This window comes from Flavobacterium sp. (genome assembly GCF_031422135.1).
Classification (GTDB): domain Bacteria; phylum Bacteroidota; class Bacteroidia; order Flavobacteriales; family Flavobacteriaceae; genus Flavobacterium.
Window position 1 is genome coordinate 1 of record NZ_JANOQD010000116.1, and the last position, 18,118, is coordinate 18,118.

Annotated in this window: 15 protein-coding genes and 1 tRNA gene; 11 read left to right on the forward strand and 5 right to left on the reverse strand. The window is 32.7% G+C overall.

Annotated elements, in window-relative coordinates; genetic code table 11:
- The 4 genes from RMO70_RS15000 to RMO70_RS15015 all read left to right on the forward strand — a co-directional run.
- Positions 1–294, forward strand: a 294-nt coding sequence (locus tag RMO70_RS15000; RefSeq protein ID WP_409025096.1) for a DUF6705 family protein, incomplete at its 5' end; no start/stop codon positions are given.
- Between the two features lie 96 nt (positions 295–390).
- A complete protein-coding gene (locus RMO70_RS15005; protein WP_310557255.1) occupies positions 391–1,014 on the forward strand; it encodes a DUF6705 family protein in 624 nt (207 codons plus the stop codon).
- Between the two features lie 149 nt (positions 1,015–1,163).
- Positions 1,164–1,382, forward strand: a complete 219-nt coding sequence (locus RMO70_RS15010; RefSeq protein WP_310557256.1) for a hypothetical protein — start codon at positions 1,164–1,166, stop codon at positions 1,380–1,382.
- On the forward strand, positions 1,366–1,806 hold the full coding sequence (locus tag RMO70_RS15015) for a hypothetical protein (RefSeq protein WP_310557257.1): 441 nt from the start codon (positions 1,366–1,368) through the stop codon (positions 1,804–1,806). The genes RMO70_RS15010 and RMO70_RS15015 overlap by 17 nt, the downstream gene beginning before the upstream one ends.
- Before the next feature lie 190 nt (positions 1,807–1,996).
- Here RMO70_RS15015 and RMO70_RS15020 read toward each other — a convergent pair whose 3' ends face one another.
- Entirely contained in the window at positions 1,997–2,794 is a 798-nt protein-coding gene (locus tag RMO70_RS15020; protein ID WP_310557258.1) for a DUF2797 domain-containing protein, read from the reverse strand.
- A 135-nt stretch (positions 2,795–2,929) separates the two neighbouring features.
- Here RMO70_RS15020 and RMO70_RS15025 point away from each other — a divergent pair, with 135 nt between their 5' ends.
- The 4 genes from RMO70_RS15025 (at position 2,930) to RMO70_RS15040 (ending at position 8,257) form a co-directional block, all read left to right on the forward strand.
- Positions 2,930–4,447 (forward strand): GH3 auxin-responsive promoter family protein, encoded by a 1,518-nt coding sequence (locus tag RMO70_RS15025; RefSeq protein ID WP_310557259.1) that lies wholly within the window; start codon positions 2,930–2,932, stop codon positions 4,445–4,447.
- A 90-nt stretch (positions 4,448–4,537) separates the two neighbouring features.
- A complete protein-coding gene (locus RMO70_RS15030) occupies positions 4,538–6,727 on the forward strand; it encodes an outer membrane beta-barrel family protein (protein ID WP_310557260.1) in 2,190 nt (729 codons plus the stop codon).
- A 215-nt stretch (positions 6,728–6,942) separates the two neighbouring features.
- Entirely contained in the window at positions 6,943–7,473 is a 531-nt protein-coding gene (locus tag RMO70_RS15035; protein WP_310557261.1) for an ankyrin repeat domain-containing protein, read from the forward strand.
- 1 nt (position 7,474) lies between these two features.
- On the forward strand, positions 7,475–8,257 hold the full coding sequence (locus RMO70_RS15040; RefSeq protein ID WP_310557262.1) for a T9SS type A sorting domain-containing protein: 783 nt from the start codon (positions 7,475–7,477) through the stop codon (positions 8,255–8,257).
- Between the two features lie 77 nt (positions 8,258–8,334).
- On the opposite strand, the gene polA is transcribed toward RMO70_RS15040, so the two are convergent.
- Positions 8,335–11,181: a DNA polymerase I gene (gene polA, locus RMO70_RS15045; protein WP_310557263.1), complete on the reverse strand. Its 2,847-nt coding sequence runs from the start codon at positions 11,179–11,181 to the stop codon at positions 8,335–8,337.
- Between the two features lie 124 nt (positions 11,182–11,305).
- On the opposite strand from polA, the gene RMO70_RS15050 reads away from it, so the two are divergent.
- Both RMO70_RS15050 and RMO70_RS15055 read left to right on the forward strand, forming a co-directional pair.
- On the forward strand, positions 11,306–12,544 hold the full coding sequence (locus RMO70_RS15050) for a metallophosphoesterase (protein WP_310557264.1): 1,239 nt from the start codon (positions 11,306–11,308) through the stop codon (positions 12,542–12,544).
- 49 nt (positions 12,545–12,593) lie between these two features.
- A complete protein-coding gene (locus RMO70_RS15055; protein ID WP_310557265.1) occupies positions 12,594–12,890 on the forward strand; it encodes a thioredoxin family protein in 297 nt (98 codons plus the stop codon).
- 21 nt (positions 12,891–12,911) lie between these two features.
- Here RMO70_RS15055 and RMO70_RS15060 read toward each other — a convergent pair whose 3' ends face one another.
- Together RMO70_RS15060 and RMO70_RS15065 are read right to left on the reverse strand one after the other, a co-directional pair.
- Complete coding sequence (locus RMO70_RS15060; RefSeq protein WP_310557266.1) at positions 12,912–13,562, reverse strand: polysaccharide deacetylase family protein; 651 nt, start codon at positions 13,560–13,562, stop codon at positions 12,912–12,914.
- 74 nt (positions 13,563–13,636) lie between these two features.
- A complete protein-coding gene (locus tag RMO70_RS15065) occupies positions 13,637–16,837 on the reverse strand; it encodes a DUF2723 domain-containing protein (protein WP_310557267.1) in 3,201 nt (1,066 codons plus the stop codon).
- Positions 16,838–16,981: 144 nt separating this feature from the next.
- On the opposite strand from RMO70_RS15065, the gene RMO70_RS15070 reads away from it, so the two are divergent.
- Positions 16,982–17,052: transfer RNA gene (locus tag RMO70_RS15070), tRNA-Gln, on the forward strand.
- A gap of 40 nt (positions 17,053–17,092) precedes the next feature.
- On the opposite strand, the gene fbp is transcribed toward RMO70_RS15070, so the two are convergent.
- Complete coding sequence (gene fbp, locus RMO70_RS15075) at positions 17,093–18,100, reverse strand: class 1 fructose-bisphosphatase (protein WP_310557268.1); 1,008 nt, start codon at positions 18,098–18,100, stop codon at positions 17,093–17,095.
- Positions 18,101–18,118 lie beyond the last annotated feature (18 nt).

An 18,118-nucleotide genomic window follows, 5' to 3' on the forward strand; every position in this document is an offset into this window, starting at 1 on the left:
GAACACGGTATAGTTGGAAATAGCATCTTAAAAAGCACCAGTAAGCCTCCTTGCCCTGACTGTAGTATGAATGAAAAAAGACTTAGACTGAGCATTTCACAAGGTTCAGCATATGGTGTTCTTGTTGTTAGAAAAATTGTCAATAATGGACAAGAGGCTATTAAAATTCACATACGGCAAACAAGTAATAATATTACAACATCTCGTGATTCACCAACTCAAATTAATGGTTTGGTATCAACTCCTAGTTATTTAAGTATTCCTAGTGGATACTATATTTTGATAAAACAGTAAATAGAGCTTCTAAACAAGGTAAAAAGCAGTTTTAGAGTACTCCAAAACTGCTTCTATTGATTATATTATAAAATTGTGTACTCAAAACTAAAAGATATGAAAAACTTATTAAAATACCTTATTGTATTAATTTATGCATCTTGCGTTGCCCAAACACCCATAGTCAATATTAAAGATAAAAATGGCACAAGAGTAGATGGAGCCTATTATAAAGACGTAGACAATTTACTCAATCCGTTTGAAGGGGAATATATCTATTCTGAAGGAGGGAAATATTTAAAAATTGTTTTGCAAAAAAAAATTCTTACTAACCACGGGAACTATTATGAAGATTTAATGATTGGAGAATATGAGTACAAAGAAAATAATATTACAAAAGTGAATACGCTTAACAAACTAACTGAAAACTTTCTTTATAAGCGGATGCATAGCATAAATGGAAATAGTATCTTAAAAAGCAGCAATAAACCACCATGTCCTGATTGTGGCGTTGATGAAAAAAGGCTTAGACTCGGTATTCTAGAAGGCGCAGCCTATGGTGATATTGTGATTAGAAAAATTGTTCATAACGGTCAGGACGCTATAAAACTATTCATACGTCAAACCAGTAATAACGTAATGTCATCTCGTAATTCAGGATTAGTTCTAATTAATGGTACGGTATTAACTCCAAGTTATTTGAGTATTCCTGCTGGATACTATATTTTGATAAAACAGTAAAAGTTTTCAAGGAAAATACAAAAGCAGTTTTAGAGTGATTTAAAACTGCTTTTTTTGCTCGTATTTCAGTGTTAATACTGAATGTAAGTAAAAAGTTAAGGCTGAATTTTCAAAACTACAATTTTATACACAACTATAAATTACTATATATGAAATATATTCTGTTAGTTACTTTATTCCATTTTATCAATAACATTTCTGCGCAAAACATTCAAGTTGGAAAAAATTTTCAAAGCCAAAGAGATGACTTTGAAAAGGCTGAAAAACATCTTAAAAATTCTGACGAATTGGAAGCTTTGTATTTTTATCATTATGTTTATTCAATACATCTGAATACTGAAATTGAATCTATTGCAAAAAAAAATTGATTCGCTTCTACCTTTAATTCAAAAAAAAGAAATTCAAAAATGGAAAGGAAAATGGAAGCTTGAGCAACTTAGAACAAATCATTTTGATTATAAGTGCATTGAAATAATGGAAAATAAAATTTTGTTTTATGATAAAAGCGATCTTGATATTCCTTCAAGAATCGAAGACATTAAATTTGTAGCCTATAATCCTCTTGAATTTATTAGATATCCTTTTACGTTGGTATTTAAAAACAAAGAGGTTTGGGAGTTTGGTGCTGAAAAAGTAAAATTTGAAATAAGACTTTTCCCATATTTAAAATCTAGCTCAGATGGCAGAATATACTTATCAATAGACCATAGAGGAATTATGAAAGACCCTGTTAAACGAAAGGAAGCTTTAGCTCGAGAAATTAGGACTTACTATGCACTTGAAGAAAAATAAAATAAATAATGAGGTTTATAATGAATCCTTAAGTATCTTAAAAAGAATATATATCGAAAACAGTGATATATATTCATAAATTATGTAATGATAAAAACCTATTATAGGTGAAAGGGAAAATAGAAATTGAGCCTTTTTATAATCTAACGCCATAATTTTAGCATATTGTAGGAACAATCTAAAACTAATTTCACCCCAAACCAATTCGCACCACATATCCTTCAAAAGTTCTGACATTAAAAACGGTTCCGTCTTCAAAAATCAAATATTGTCCTTTTATACCTGAGAGTTTGCCTGAATAATTTGGCAATTTATCAAGGTTTAAGCTTGTTACTTTTTTTGGATAGTGCAAAACTGGGAAATACAATTGTGTTACTTCATTTTTATTAATATCATAAAATTCTTGCACTTCTTTTGGAATCAAGTATTTTAAACTAGCGCGTTCTTTGACTAAATCAGATTCAGGGACTTCATTCTTAAGCATTTTTTGCCAGTTGGTTTTGTCAGCATAATGATTTTTGAGTGCTACTTCGGTAATTCCAGCAAGATAACGGTTTGGGACTTCAACAATAGGAATCGCTTGAACAGCACCTTGGTCAATCCAGCGTGTAGGAACTTGTGAACCACGTGTTACCCCTACTTTTATCTCGCTTGACAATGCCAAATAGACAATGTGTGGTTGCAATTGCACTCGTTTTTCATAGTCTAAATCACGATCTTCAATATCCAAATGCGCTGTACTCAATTCAGGTTTCATAATCCAATCACCAGCTGATGCACTTCCCATAAAACAATCATAACAAAAACCTTGACGAAAAATCTTCTTCTTTTTCTTGCAATTCAAACATTGGTAACCCATAAACTGAATTTCAATAGTTTTACCCAACAATTGATTTACATTCAAAAAATCAGTTTCAAAAATCAAGTAGTATTGAATAGGATTGCCTATTTCAGTTTGCATTTTGGTTAAAACACCTTCATATATCATTTGGGAATTGAGATTTAAGCGTTAGGATTTTTAAATTTTTTGATTACTTTTGATAACGATGTAAAGTTATGGATTTGAATGCAATTTTTTCAAATCAAATGACGACTATCTAAAATTTAATATTTTTAATCAAAAATGTCATTACCAATAATTAATTCGATTGCCTCTTGGGTTTTGAAACAGCGCATTCATCAAATTGAGCTGTTTTTAAAATATCCAAATGAAGTACAAGAAGAATTGTTGATGGGTTTGATGAAATCAGCTGAAAATACCATTTTAGGGAAAGAATATGAGTTTGAATCTATAAAATCCTACCAGACTTTTAAGGAACGAATACCCATTTCGACTTATGAAGATATAGAACCATTTATTGAACGAACCCGAAAAGGTGAGCAACATGTGTTTTGGAACGAACCTATAAAGTGGTTTGCAAAATCTAGTGGAACTACCAATGCTAAAAGCAAATACATTCCTGTAAGCAATTCAGCATTAGACAATTGTCACTACAAAGGAAGCAAAGATTTGTTGTGTATGTATTTGAACAACAATGAAAATTCGCAACTCTTTACGGGCAAAAGTTTACGTCTAGGTGGAAGCAAGCAATTGTACGAAGACAACAATTCTTTTTTTGGAGATTTGTCTGCAATTCTAATAGATAATTTACCTTTTTGGGCAGAATATAGTAGCACACCGAGCAATAAAACATCGTTGATGAGCGAATGGGAAACCAAGCTTTTAGCCATCATAAACGAAACTAAAATCGAAAACGTGACTAGTTTTGCTGGTGTGCCTTCATGGATGTTAGTTTTATTAAACAAAGTGCTAGAAGAAACGAGTAACCATAATTTATTTGAAGTCTGGCCTAACCTTGAAGTTTATTTTCACGGTGGTGTGAGTTTTGATCCTTATAGAGAACAATATAAAAAAATACTACCCAGTTCAGATTTTAAATATTACGAAATTTATAATGCTTCCGAAGGATTTTTTGCCATTCAAGATCTGAATAATTCAAATGATTTATTGTTAATGTTGGATTATGGAATTTTTTATGAATTTATTCCAATGGACGTTTTTGGAACTGAAAATCAAAAGTCAATCCGATTGTCAGAAGTCGAATTGAATAAAAATTATGCCATTGTTATAACTACAAATTCTGGGTTGTGGCGTTATTTAATTGGTGATACGGTTCGTTTTACATCCTTGAATCCGTATCGAATTCGGGTTACGGGTAGAACCAAACATCACATTAATGTTTTTGGTGAAGAATTGATGGTTGAAAACACAGACAAAGCCATTGCAAAAACCTGTAAAATCACCAATGCGGAAGTTATTGATTATACTGTTGCGCCAGTATTTATGAAAGACAAAGACAAAGGAGGTCACGAATGGATTATAGAATTCAGAAAGCAACCCGATAACATAGCTCATTTTACCAAAACACTAGACGAATCCATTCAAGCCATAAATTCTGATTATGAAGCCAAACGTTATAATAATATGACTTTAAATCAGTTGACTATAAATGTAGCAAGAAACAATCTTTTCTATGATTGGCTTAAAGAAAATGACAAACTGGGTGGACAACACAAAATTCCAAGATTGTCAAATAATCGAGATTATTTAGAGCAATTATTGTCTATTCAAAACGGATAATTTTAAAGATAATAAAAATCGTGTAAAATAAATTGTAACATTTTTTGATTCGATGAGTCTTACTAAAAATCATCATAATCAAGAATTAAAATGAAATCACTTTTTTTAACGGTATCACTTCTAGTGACATTCTTTTCTTTTGCACAAGAAAATCAAAACATCAAAACCGAACAAGATACTGTTAAGTCAAAAATCAATTCGCTCGACGAAGTAGCTATTTATGGTAAAAGAAAGCAATTTCTAAAAGTAGAGTCTGACAAAACTACAGTCAACGTTAAAGACAATGCAATGCTAAACAGTGGAAGTAGTCTCGATGCAGTAAAAAGATTGCCAGGAGTAATCACTTCGCCAACAGGAGGCTTGAGTTTAAATGGTAAGAATGTTCGAATTTATATTGACGGTTCGCCAAGTACTTTAACGGGTGAAGATTTGCAAAATTACCTGTCTAGTTTGCCAGCAAATGCAATCGAAAAAGTAGAGTTGATATACAATCCTGGCGCTTCATTTGATGCCAATTCTAGTGGTTCGGTAATCAATATTGTAACCAGTTCAAAACGGTTAAAAGGAGTTAATGCCAGTTTTAATATGAATTATAATTTTAATAAATACCAAAAACCAAGTCCGCAAATTTTATTAAACGGAAAAGAAAAATCATTTTCTTGGCAAACAATGTTGGGATACAATTATATTGAAAGCGAGGAACGATCTATAAACAGTCAAAACTTTACTTTTTTTAATCCCATTAAAAGTTTAAAACAGGATAATTTCAGAGTCGATACCGATAGAAATTTATACTTCAGAGCAGGAACAAATTTTAAGATTAGCACTAAGTCGAATGTATTGTTCAATTACAATTTAACATCAAGTAACGATAGAAGCGATTTTAGCTCCGCAGTTACAGGCGACATTCCAGATTTTAATAATTCGGGAGTTTCTAAAACCAAAAGTAAAAACAACGAAATCAGTTTGCAGTACAAGACGAAACTGGATACTTTAGGCAGAACATTTGATATGGTGGCGTTTACAAATATTTACGAGCGCAATCCAAACAATAGATCGAACGGTACTGGAAATTCGTTTAATAATTCCACCATTGATTTTGGGTTATTGAATTATTATTTGAAATATGATTTTAATTTTCCATTCAAAAAAATGGATTTATCTATCAATACAGGAGGAAAATACAACACCATTCAAGTCAATAACAACGGGAATTATTTTTCAGACCTATCAAATAGTGCCACAACTTTCGATTATACAGAAAATAATCTAGCGTTTTATGTCGAAGCCAGAAAGAAAATTAAAAAGTTAAACTTAACTGCAGGATTGCGTTTTGAAGATTTTAAAGTAAATCGGGAAGCCCAAACAACAGGAAATCCAAATGATAAAATCAAGTATAACAATGCTAATTTTTTTCCAAATGTGAGTGCGCTTTATGAAATAACAGATAAAATTAATGCAAGTGCTTCCTATTCTAAAAAAATCCAACAACCAAGTTATAGTTCGATAGATCCTAATAACGGCTCGAACAATCAATTCAATGCGGCTATAGGAAACATAAATTTGAAACCTACTTTTTTTGATAATTTTGAAGTAAAACTCTCCGCGTTTGATTTTGTGCAACTTGGTGCAAATTATACTGTTGGGAAAGACGATAGTCGTTTTATATTTAATGCAAAAGACAATGAATTTATAAGCAATCAAACCACACAAGGATTTGATAAAATTAAAACATTTAGTGCTTTTTTCTCTTTCCCGTTACCATTGGATTATTTCTTACAAAGCAAGGAAGAGTTTAACAAACGAATGAATACTATTGATAAAATGAATTATATATTTTTTAATATCAATTATGTAAAATCCAGTATTGATGGGTTTGTCTTGCCATACGGGAACAAAGCAATTACTAACTATAGTGCACAATCTCAAATCATATTGCCTTGGGGAATAACCAACACAATGGTTTATTTTATATTGCCTAGAGGAACTTGGGAGATTTATAAAATTGAAAAACCAATTCAGGAATTTGACATTTCGTTCAATAAAAATTTGATGGATAAAAAACTAAAATTGGGGCTTCACGTTTTTGATGTTTTTAACAAAAATGAAATAAATGCTTTAATAGCAGGAAACAATTTAGATACTAGATTTTATCAAAAACGCGATTCTAGAACTTTCAGAATTTCGTTAACCTACAATTTTGGTAACTTAAAACTCGAAAAAGACAACACAAAAATCGATACGGATAAGGTCAAAAGCGGTGGTGGTTTGATTAAATAAAAGGGGATTTATGACCAACTATAGAAACTATTGATGGTAAAATACATCGAAAGAAATTAATCAAAAACTAAATTTTTAAAGGCTAATCGTAATAGGTTGGTCTTTTTGTTTTGACAGTGTATAAAACTTTGATTATCACGTATTTTTCCAATAATATTTTTTTTATTATTAAAAAAAAACTGTACTTTTACATTTTACATTTTACATTTTAAATTATGAATTATAAATATTGTTTGATTGTTTTTTTATTATTTCTAAATTGTATCCATTCACAAGAAATAAGTAAAAATATTTATGATATAGCTAGAAAAGGCTCTGTTGCAGAAGCAAAAGAATTAATTGTAGCAAATCCAAAGATAGTACTTGAAGCAAACAAAGATGGTTTTACCGCACTAGTGTTAGCCACCTATAGAGGCAATAATGAAGTAGCAAAACTGCTTATCGAGAGCGGAGCGGATATTAATAGTTCTAGCAGTATGGGTTCGCCATTAATGGCAGCGGTGGTTAAAGGAAATAATGAAATTGCAAAAATTTTATTAGAAAAAAAAGCCAATCCAAACCTTGCTGATGCTAATGGAATGACCGCCTTGATATATGCAGTTCAATTTCAAAATGTAGAAATTTTAGATTTACTTTTAAAATATAATGCAAATAAATCTCATAAAGACAAACAAGGAAAAACAGCTTTTGAATACGCTGCTTTTTCTGGAAATGAAAAAATTATTAATAAACTAAAACTAAACTAAAATGAAAAAAATTATTTTATTATTATTAAGTTCAATTAGTTGTTTTGCACAGCAAAAGACAACAGGAGATATAACATTGACTCAAAATTTGGGGGTTATAGCTAATTTTACACTTAACAATTCTACCTCAAAAGTCACGTTAATATTGAAAGGACCTTCTGATAGATGGTTTGGTATGGGAATTGGAGTAAGTGCTGGTTTTGGAATGGCTGCACCTAATGATGTTGTAGTTTTTTCTGATGTTACTTCACCTAAACTTACAGATAGAAATTTTATTGGCTTTACACAACCTGCAATTGATGTAACACAAAATTGGACAATAGTTTCAAATTTAATTCAGGGCTCGGTAAGAACTTTGACATTAACTAGAGATTTATCTACAGGCGACTCTAACGATTATCAAATGCCTTATGCTACCACAAACTCCATAAGTATTGCTTGTGTTAGACCTTCTTCGGCTACTCAAACAGTTGCTCCTCACGGTGGTACAGCTAATGTAGGTTATGCTGCTAACGTATCTTTTTCTACACTAGGCGTAGAAGATTTTTCTTTAAATGCCTCATCAGTATACCCAAATCCGTCTTCTGGGGATTTTACAGTAAGTACTAAAACGGCACTGAATGAAATTAACGTGTATTCACACACAGGAGCATTTGTTCAAACAATTAAAGTAAACAATGCTACTAAAACAAATGTAAAAGTAGACGGTTTGCAAACTGGCATATACTTATTGGAACTAAAAAATGAAACTGATAAATCTTGGAAAAAAATTATTGTTGAATAAATAAGATAATTTTTTGTATTAAAAAAGTGCTATGTAATGTAGCACTTTTTTTGTTTTTAATTATTTTTTGTCGTTTTCTAATGCGCTTCCAACCAATTTTTTCCAATTCCAATTTCTACATCCAACGGAACATCCATTTTAAAGGCATTTTCCATTTCGTGTTTAATCATAGGTTGAATTTTTTCTAATTCAGAGTTGTGAACATCAAAAACCAATTCATCATGCACTTGCAAAAGCATTTTTGATTTCCATCCCGAACCGTCGGGATTCTTAGAGATTAGTTTTTTATGAATGTTAATCATCGCAATTTTAATAATATCGGCAGCCGAGCCTTGAATTGGTGCGTTTACGGCATTTCGTTCTGCACCACTTTTAACCATCATATTGGCTGAATTAATGTCTTTCAAATAACGGCGACGCCCTAAAACCGTTTGAACATAACCGTTTTCTCTAGCAAAATCGACCTGTCCTGACATATAAGCTTTCAGTTTAGGATAACTAGCATAATAGGCATCGATCAATTCAGCACTTTCTTTTCGAGAAAGCGATGTTTGATTGCTTAATCCAAATGCTGAAACACCATAAATAATCCCAAAATTCACCGTTTTGGCATTGCTTCGTTGTTCCTTGGTAACTTCGTTCAAGGGCACATTGAATACTTTTGCAGCCGTCGATTTGTGAATGTCTTCGTTGTTTTGAAATGCTGCAATCATAGTTGACTCGCCAGAAAGTGCTGCAATAATTCGTAATTCTATTTGCGAATAATCCGCAGAAACTAAGGTGTGATTTTCATCACGAGCAATAAATGCTTTTCGGATTAATCGTCCTCGTTCGGTTCGAATTGGAATGTTTTGCAAGTTGGGATTATTAGAGCTCAAACGTCCAGTTGCGGCCACAGTTTGCATATAATCAGTATGAACACGTCCCGTTTTTGAATCGACTTGGTTTGGTAATGCGTCAATGTAAGTGCTTTGCAATTTTACCATTTGTCGCCATTCTAGAATGTCTTTTACAATTGGATTGTCTTTTTCTAGATAACTTAGAATTTCTTCGCCAGTGGCATATTGCCCCGTTTTGGTCTTCTTTTGTTTGGCTCCGCCAATTTTTAATTTGTCAAATAATATGTCGCCCAATTGTTTTGGTGAGGCTAAATTGAATTTCTCGCCAGCCGTTTCGTATATTTTTTGCTCTAAAGCATTGCTTTCTAATGCCATTTCAACTGACATTGCTTTCAAAAATGGAACGTCAAGATTAATTCCTTCTAATTCCATTGCGGCCAAAACTGGAATCAGTGGAATTTCGATTTCATCAAACAATTTTTTGGTTTCGGCTTTGTCAAGAATTGGACTGAAATTTTGCTTTAATTGATATGTGATATCAGCATCTTCGGCAGCATATTCTTTGATTTCTTCCAACGCAACATCACGCATTGATTTTTGATTCTTACCTTTTTTGCCAATTAAATCTTCAATCGATTTTGGAGAATATTTTAAATAGGTTTCTGACAAAACATCCATATTGTGACGCATATCTGGATTGATGAGATAATGTGCAATCATCGTATCAAATAATTTTCCTTTGATTTGAATTCCGTAATGTGATAGAATTTTCAAATCATATTTTATATTCTGACCAATTTTTTCGATGCTTTCGTTTTCAAAAAACGGTTTGAATTTATCGACTAAAACTTGTGTTTCTTCTTGATTTTCGGGAAACGGAACATAGAATGCTTTTCCTTTTTCGTAAGAAAATGACATTCCAACTAATTCAGCATTTAAAGCATCGATTCCAGTAGTTTCGGTGTCAAAACACACCGAAGTTTGGTTTTGTAAGTTTTGCAACAACAATTTTAAACCCAGTTCTCCTTGAATTGTTTGATAGGAATGCTCTGTGTTTTCAAGAGTTGCATAGTTTGAATTCAATTTTACTTCGCCGCTTACTTCGTCAGAAAAACCAAATAAATCGAATTGTTCATCATTGGTTTTTTTGGCTACAACTTTTTTAGCATTGGTTGTTGTTTCTTGAGTTTCTTCAACAGCATTTGGATTATATAATTTATCAAACTGGGTTTTCATTTGTCGAAACTCTAATTCTACAAATAAAGCATCTGTTTTTTCAATATCTGGAGTTGACAATTCATAATCTTTTTCATTGAAAGTTACTGGGCAATCGAGTAGGATAGTGGCTAGTTTTTTAGATAGAATTCCTTTGTCCTTATTTGCTTCGATCTTCTCTTTCATTGCGCCTTTTAGCTTGTCGGTATTGGCTAAAAGATTTTCCATTGAACCAAATTCTTTCAATAATTTTTTGGCCGTTACTTCACCAACGCCTGGTAATCCTGGAATATTATCGGCTGCATCGCCCATCATCCCTAGAAAATCGATAACTTGCTCTGGTCGTTCAATTTCGAAACGTGCCAAAACTTCTGGAACACCCCAAATTTCTATTCCATTGCCCATTCTGGCGGGTTTGTACATAAAAATATTTTCGGAAACCAACTGTGCAAAATCTTTATCAGGTGTAACCATAAAAACCTGATAATTTTCTTTTTCGGCTTGTTTTGCAATGGTTCCAATTAAGTCATCGGCTTCAAAACCTGCCACTTCAATAATGGGAATGTGCATGGCTCTAAGAATTTCTTGAATATATGGAACGGCGATTTTTATGGCTTCGGGTGTTTCATCCCGATGCGCTTTGTATTCTTGGTACATTTCGTATCGATAGGTGCTTCCGCCTTTGTCAAATGCCACCGCCAAATGATCTGGTTTGTCTCGTTTTATTACGTCCATCAAGGCATTCATAAATCCCATAATGGCAGAAGTATCCATTCCAGTAGACGTGATTCTTGGGTTTTTTATAAAAGCAAAATAACCGCGAAATATTAGGGCGTAAGCATCGAGAAGGTAAAGGCGTTTTTGTGACATTTTAAATTAATTTTGACGTAAAAATAAACATTCTAATACGAACAATTTATATTTAAGTTAAAATTTGATTAACACTATTTATTTACCACAAGTTTCTTCGTTATTTTGTGTAAAATTTTATAAAATGATTTTTAGATTTCTAATTCTTTGTTTGCTGATTTTATTTGTGGAGTTCTATGCTTTTCAAGCCATAAGAACAGTTGTTAAAACGAAATGGATCGTGTTCCTTTACATTGTAGTAAGTTTTGTTGTGGTAGTTTATGTTCTTTATTCCGTTATGCAATACGATCGAACCGTGGGACAAACCCAAAAAAGTTTGTTTACAATGGGTATTCTGCTACTTACTTTACTACCTAAATTAGTCATAACCTTTGTATTGTTTAGCGAAGATATTTTCCGTATTGGATCAGGAGTTATTAATTTTTTTATTAATAAGAATGAGATACGAACTGCTTTTTTACCATCCAGAAGAAAATTTGTTTCGCAAATAGGATTGGGTTTGGCGTCAATACCTTTTTTATCTTTAATATATGGAATTGCCATTGGTAAATACAATTTTAAGGTCATCAAACAAAACATATTTTTCGCTGATTTACCAGATGCTTTTGATGATTTCACAATCACACACATTTCAGACATTCACAGTGGAAGTTTTGATAATTCGGAGAAGATAAATTATGCTATTGATTTAATTAACGAACAAAAATCAGACATTTTACTGTTTACAGGCGATATTGTGAATGCTAAAGCAGAGGAAATGCATCCTTGGATTGAAACCTTTAATCGAATTGAAAAACCTGCTTTTGGAAAATTTTCTGTTTTAGGAAACCACGATTATGGAGCTTATTTAGAATGGAAATCAGAGAAAGCTAGAGCGCAAAATTTTATTGACATTAAAGATCTGCACCGTCAAATTGATTTTAAATTATTATTGAACGAAAATGTAAAAATCAAAAAAGGTCAAGATGAAATTGCACTTGTTGGTGTTGAGAATTGGGGAAAACATTTTGGGCAAATGGGGGATGTCATAAAAGCCACAGATGGAATTGAAGCAAAAGATTTTAAAATATTAATGAGTCACGATCCTAGTCATTGGGAAGAAGAAGTGAAACATCACGACAAAAACATCCAATTGACATTAAGTGGACATACGCATGGAATGCAATTTGGGATAGAAATTCCAGGGTGGTTCAAGTGGAGCTTAGCTCAATATGCCTACACTCAATGGGCTGGTTTGTATGAAAATATGGGTCGATATATTTATGTAAATCGTGGTTTTGGTTTCCACGCTTATCCTGGAAGAGTGGGGATTATGCCTGAAATAACTGTAATTCGACTAAAAAAGGGACAAAATGTGGCTTAATATGTCAAAAACACTATATTTGTATCACAAAGTTTAATACTATTTCACTATGTCAAAATTTGGAGAGCTTATAAGTGCACAAGTTCCAGTTCTAATCGATTTTTACACCGATTGGAATGAGTCTTCACAATCGATGCACCCAGTTATTAAAGATGTGGCTGCAGCACTTGGAGACAAAGCTAAAGTAATTAAAATCGATGTTGATAAAAATCAAGAATTAGCAGAGGCACTTCGCATCAAAGGTTTGCCTACATTAATGATTTACAAAGATGGTCAAATGATGTGGAGACAATCTGGAGAGCTAGATGCAAATTCAATTATATCTTTAGTACAAGAGCAAATTTAATTTTTTATTTCCTCAGATAATTTAGGGTATCACATCAAAAGAAAAGCCTTTTTTCTTTAGTATTTCAATCACTTTAGGTAAAGCGTACTTTAGATTTTCAGCTGCTTTTATACTATCGTGAAATACAATTATGCTTCCCGAACTTACTTTTTTAGTTGCATTTTCAATACATTTTTCAGGCGAAATAGTTTGGTCGAAATCGGCTGAAAGAACATCCCACATAATAATTTTGTATCCTAATTTTCGTAATTGTCTAGATTGCTTTGCTTTTATTTTGCCGTAAGGCGGACGGAAAATTCTAGATTTTATAGTTAAAATTTCAGATTTCAGATTTAGAATCTGCTTTTGGCACAATTCAACATTTTGTATGTAGTCGGCTGTTGTGGTTTTCCAACCATTTGTGTGATTGAACGTATGATTTCCTATCGAATGTCCTTCTGAGATTACTTTTTTGAAAATTTTAGGATGCTTTTCTACGTTTTTGCCAATACAGAAAAAGGTAGCTTTACTATTGTTTTCTTTCAAAATTTCTAAAACCCATTCTGTAATTTCTGGAGTTGGACCATCGTCAAAAGTAAGGTATATTTTATTCTCTGAATTTGGAATGTCCCAAACTTGATTGCTAAACAATCGTTTGATGATTTTTGGAGTTTTTATCCAGTAGAATTTCATGCTACAAAAATAGGGCTTTCTAAATTAAATTTCGAAAGCCCTATCTAAAATATTAAGTCTAAATTCTAAAATCACTATTCCATATCTCTACCAAAACGTTCAAAACGCTTGTTGTAACTATTGAAAATTGCTTTTTGCTCGTTGTAGAAAGTATCGTCTTTATGGTCTTTCATAACCATTAATAAACTTCGGTATCTTTCTACATCAGTTAATAAATCTACAGCTAAATCATCTTGATTACTTGATTTCAAGGAACTGTAATATTTCAAATTGTCTTGGTACTTTGCTGCTAATTGTTTTAATAATTTTCGAGCATTTTCTTTTTCGCCTATTTTGTAATATCCAGATGCAAAAGGCTCTACCATAGTATAAAATTCATAATAATCCAAAGGCATTTTTGTTAATGCAAGTTCAATTATTTTTTTAGCCTTATCGTTTTTGCCTTCAATAATGAGTTGATTCATCAATCGGGTCAAGTTGGTTCTGTATGAAATGCTGTTTTTACGAGTTTCTGGATCGTGGTATATTTTAGTGCTTTCTCCATTGCCCCAATCCCATTTCATTACAATTCCATACATCACATCAGAATCGATTCTGCCCATATCAAATGCAGATTCGTCTTTGTTAATAGGTGTTTTTATTGGAACTAATCTATAAATCATACCATCCAGTTGTAAGAAATCTTTCATCCAGATGTAATCTTCATCTGCGAAAGCTCCCGGAGAAAAATAAATAGGACGTTTCCAGTTGTTGTTTCTCACGATATCAAGCATCATCAATCTGTTTTTGTATAATGCATCGCCTTTTATATCAATATCTATATAAGGTACAATTGAATCGTTGTATTTTGGACTTACGACTTTATTCGCAATTACAGCATTTCTATCTACTTGCAATCTCACTTTATTGGTTGGATAAAATTGAATTTTTTGTCCGTTTTTCATTTCTACCAATGTTCTTTCGTCATCACTGGATACAAAATTCATAAATTCATTAATATCTAAACGGTCTTTGGTTTTTTCGTCAAAAACGAGGTAATCCCGTTTTCCATCCACATAATCTTTGTGTGTAAACGAAATGGGAACAGGTTCAGATTCGTACGCTTTTGCTTTCATTTGGTCAATGTACCAATCGGTCATTAATAGGCTAGTGTTCACAATTCGAACATCGGTTCTGTATCCTTCTATTTCTTGTAGGTACCACATTGGGAAAGTGTCATTATCTCCTATTGTAAATAAAATGGCATTTTTCTTGCAAGAATCTAAATAGGCTTTCGCCGAAGCAACCGCAGTTCGTTTTCCAGAGCGATCGTGGTCGTCCCAGTTTTGAGAAGCCATTAAAACGGGCGCAGCTAATAAACAAAATCCAATGGCTATTGGTGCTGCTATTTTAGGCTGGATGTATTTTTTTATAAAATCGAAAATAGCATAAACGCCTATTCCAATCCAAATGGCAAATACATAAAACGAACCAACTAAAGCATAATCGCGTTCACGAGGTTCAAATGGGCGTTCGTTCAAATAAATTTTTAAAGCAATTCCTGTAAATAGGAACAAAGCGAGGAGTACATAAAAGCTTTTTAAATCTTTTTTTGCATGAAAGAAAAATCCAATAAGTCCTATAATGAAAGGCAAAAAGAAATAGGTATTTCTTCCTTTGTTGTTTTTCATATCCTGCGAAAGATTGTCTTGTGATCCCAATCGTATTTCATCAAGCATATTGATTCCGCTGAGCCAGTTTCCTTCAGTTAGTCCATATTCACCTTGCTTGTCGTTTTGTCTTCCTACAAAGTTCCACATTAAATAACGCCAGTACATATATCCAAATTGATATTGAAACATAAATCCAATATTATCAGCGGTTGATGGTTTTTCAACAATCAAATAATCGCCATAAGATTTCAGGAACGAATCGTAGTCTTCAATTTCTAATTTTCCAGAATTATAGTCAGTTCTGAATTCAGAAACAATATCAGTAAGTTCTTTTTCTTCGGAATATTCAGGATTTACAGTAAAGTTTAGTGGATTAGTAAACTTCATATAATTTTCGGCATGTTCTGTACTCCACATTCTTGGCAAAATAGCTTTGTGATTGTCGTCCGTATTTTGTCCTGCATTTATGTAGTTGTTTACAATCACATATTCCCCAGTTTTGTAATCTCTCTCGTAATTTGGTTTTTCATCAATGTAAGGATTATCTTCGTCTAATCCAGCATACGCATCAGAAAATTGTGGACCATAAAACAAAGGGTTTACACCGTATTGCTCTCTATTGTAATACGCTAAAACTTCACGGGCATCAGATGGTTTATTTTCGTTGATAACCGTATTGGCGTTGGCACGAATAGGCAACATCATCCAAGTGGAGAAACCAATCAAAATGAATAAGACGCATAATAATAAGGTGTTGTAAAAAACTTTTCCTTTTTCTCGAGTGTGTTTTAATCCAAAATAAAAAGCAGCAATAATAAGTAAAGTAACCAGTATTGTGCCTGAATCAAAAGGTAGTCCTAAACTGTTAACCATAAATACTTCGGCTGTACCAAAGAAAGTCATAGTCCAAGGCAATAGCAACTTGAATATAAAAAGCAAAACAGCTACTACGACTATGTTTGCAATGATGAAACTTTTAAGTGTAATGTTTTTATAGTTTTTAAAATAATATAAAAAACCAATGGAAGGTATAGTTAATAACGCCATAAAATGCACTCCAAAAGACAACCCTATTACTAGTGATATAATAAGCAACCACTTATTGCCTCTTTCAGTATGCATTTCCTCTTCCCAGCGTAATCCCAACCAAAAAAGTAAGGCAATAAATAAAGATGCCATAGCGTACACTTCAGCTTCAACAGCGTTAAACCAAAAACTATCTGAAAAAGTATAGGCTAAAGAACCCACAAATGAACTTCCTAAGATGACAATAGCATTAGTTTTATTAATCTCTGCAAAACCAGAAACTATCTTACGTAAGATCATTGATGTAGACCAAAACATAAACAAGATGGTAAAAGCACTCGAAAACACAGACATCATATTTACCATTAAGGCAATATGTTGTTTGTCCAAGGCAAACATTGCAAAAAAAGCTCCAATCATTTGGTATAATGGAGCGCCTGGTGGATGTCCCACTTCAAGTTTGGCCGCTGTTGCGATATATTCACCACAATCCCAGAAACTCATAGTAGGCTCGACAGTCAATGAATAAACCACAAGCGCAACAAAAAAAGCAAACCAACCAAGGGTTGTATTCCATTTATTAAAATTGAAAGACATATAATTTTAAGGTATTTAATTACAATACAAAGAAACTATTTTTTTGGGTAAACGAAAGAGAAAAATAAAATTTTAATTTTTTTAGTCATAAAACTTGCAGAAAATAAAATTTGTAGTAAATTTGCACTCGCAATAAAGAATTATTGGTCTATGGTGTAATGGTAACACAACTGTTTTTGGTGCAGTCTTTCAAGGTTCGAGTCCTTGTAGACCAACAAAAAAGCTCTCATAAAATGAGAGCTTTTTTTATATAATCTATTTTGCTTTTTCCATAAATTCCTCTGCTTTTTTTACCATATTGTAGCTTCCACAGAAGAATGGTACACGTTGATGCAATTCCGTAGGCTTAATTTCCATAATTCTTTTGAATCCGTCAGATGCTTTTCCGCCAGCTTGTTCTGCAATGAATGCCATTGGGTTGCATTCATAGAGTAAACGCAATTTTCCATTAGGTGATTTCATACTTGTTGGATAAATATAAATACCTCCTTTAATCATGTTACGATGAAAATCAGAAACCAAACTACCAATATATCTTGAAGTATAAGGTCTGTCGCCTTCTTCGAGTTGGCAATATTTGATGTAATCTTTAACCCCTTGCGGAAAATGAACATAATTTCCTTCATTCATAGAATAAATTGTACCATCTTTCGAGAATTGCATGTTCGGGTGCGAGAGATAAAAAGTCCCAATAGCAGGATTTAATGTAAAACCGTTCACGCCGTGCCCAGTTGTATAAACTAACATTGTCGAAGTGCCATATATTACATAACCCGCCGCAACTTGCTGAGTGCCAGGCTGCAAAAAATCTTCAATAGTAACAGGAGTTCCAACAGGAGTAATTCTTCTATAAACCGAAAAAATGGTTCCAACAGAAACATTAACATCAATATTAGAGGAACCATCAAGTGGATCCATTAGAACTACATATTTGTTGTTGTGATTATTGTCTGAACCAGCTACAGTAATAAAATCATCGTTTTCTTCCGATGCAATTCCGCAAACAATTTCACGGTTTATTAAAGTTTGTATAAAAACTTCATTGGCATACACGTCTAATTTTTGTTGGTCTTCTCCTTGGATATTCTGATCCCCAGCGGCACCAACGATATCCACCAAGCCTGCTTTGTTTACCTTGTAATTAACTACTTTAGCAGCCAATCGAATAGAGTTTATAATTCGAGATAATTCCCCTGAAGAATATTGAAAAGCGTTTTGATTTTCGATGATAAATTCACCAAGAGTTTTGTTGCGTGATTCCATTTATATAACGTTGTAGTT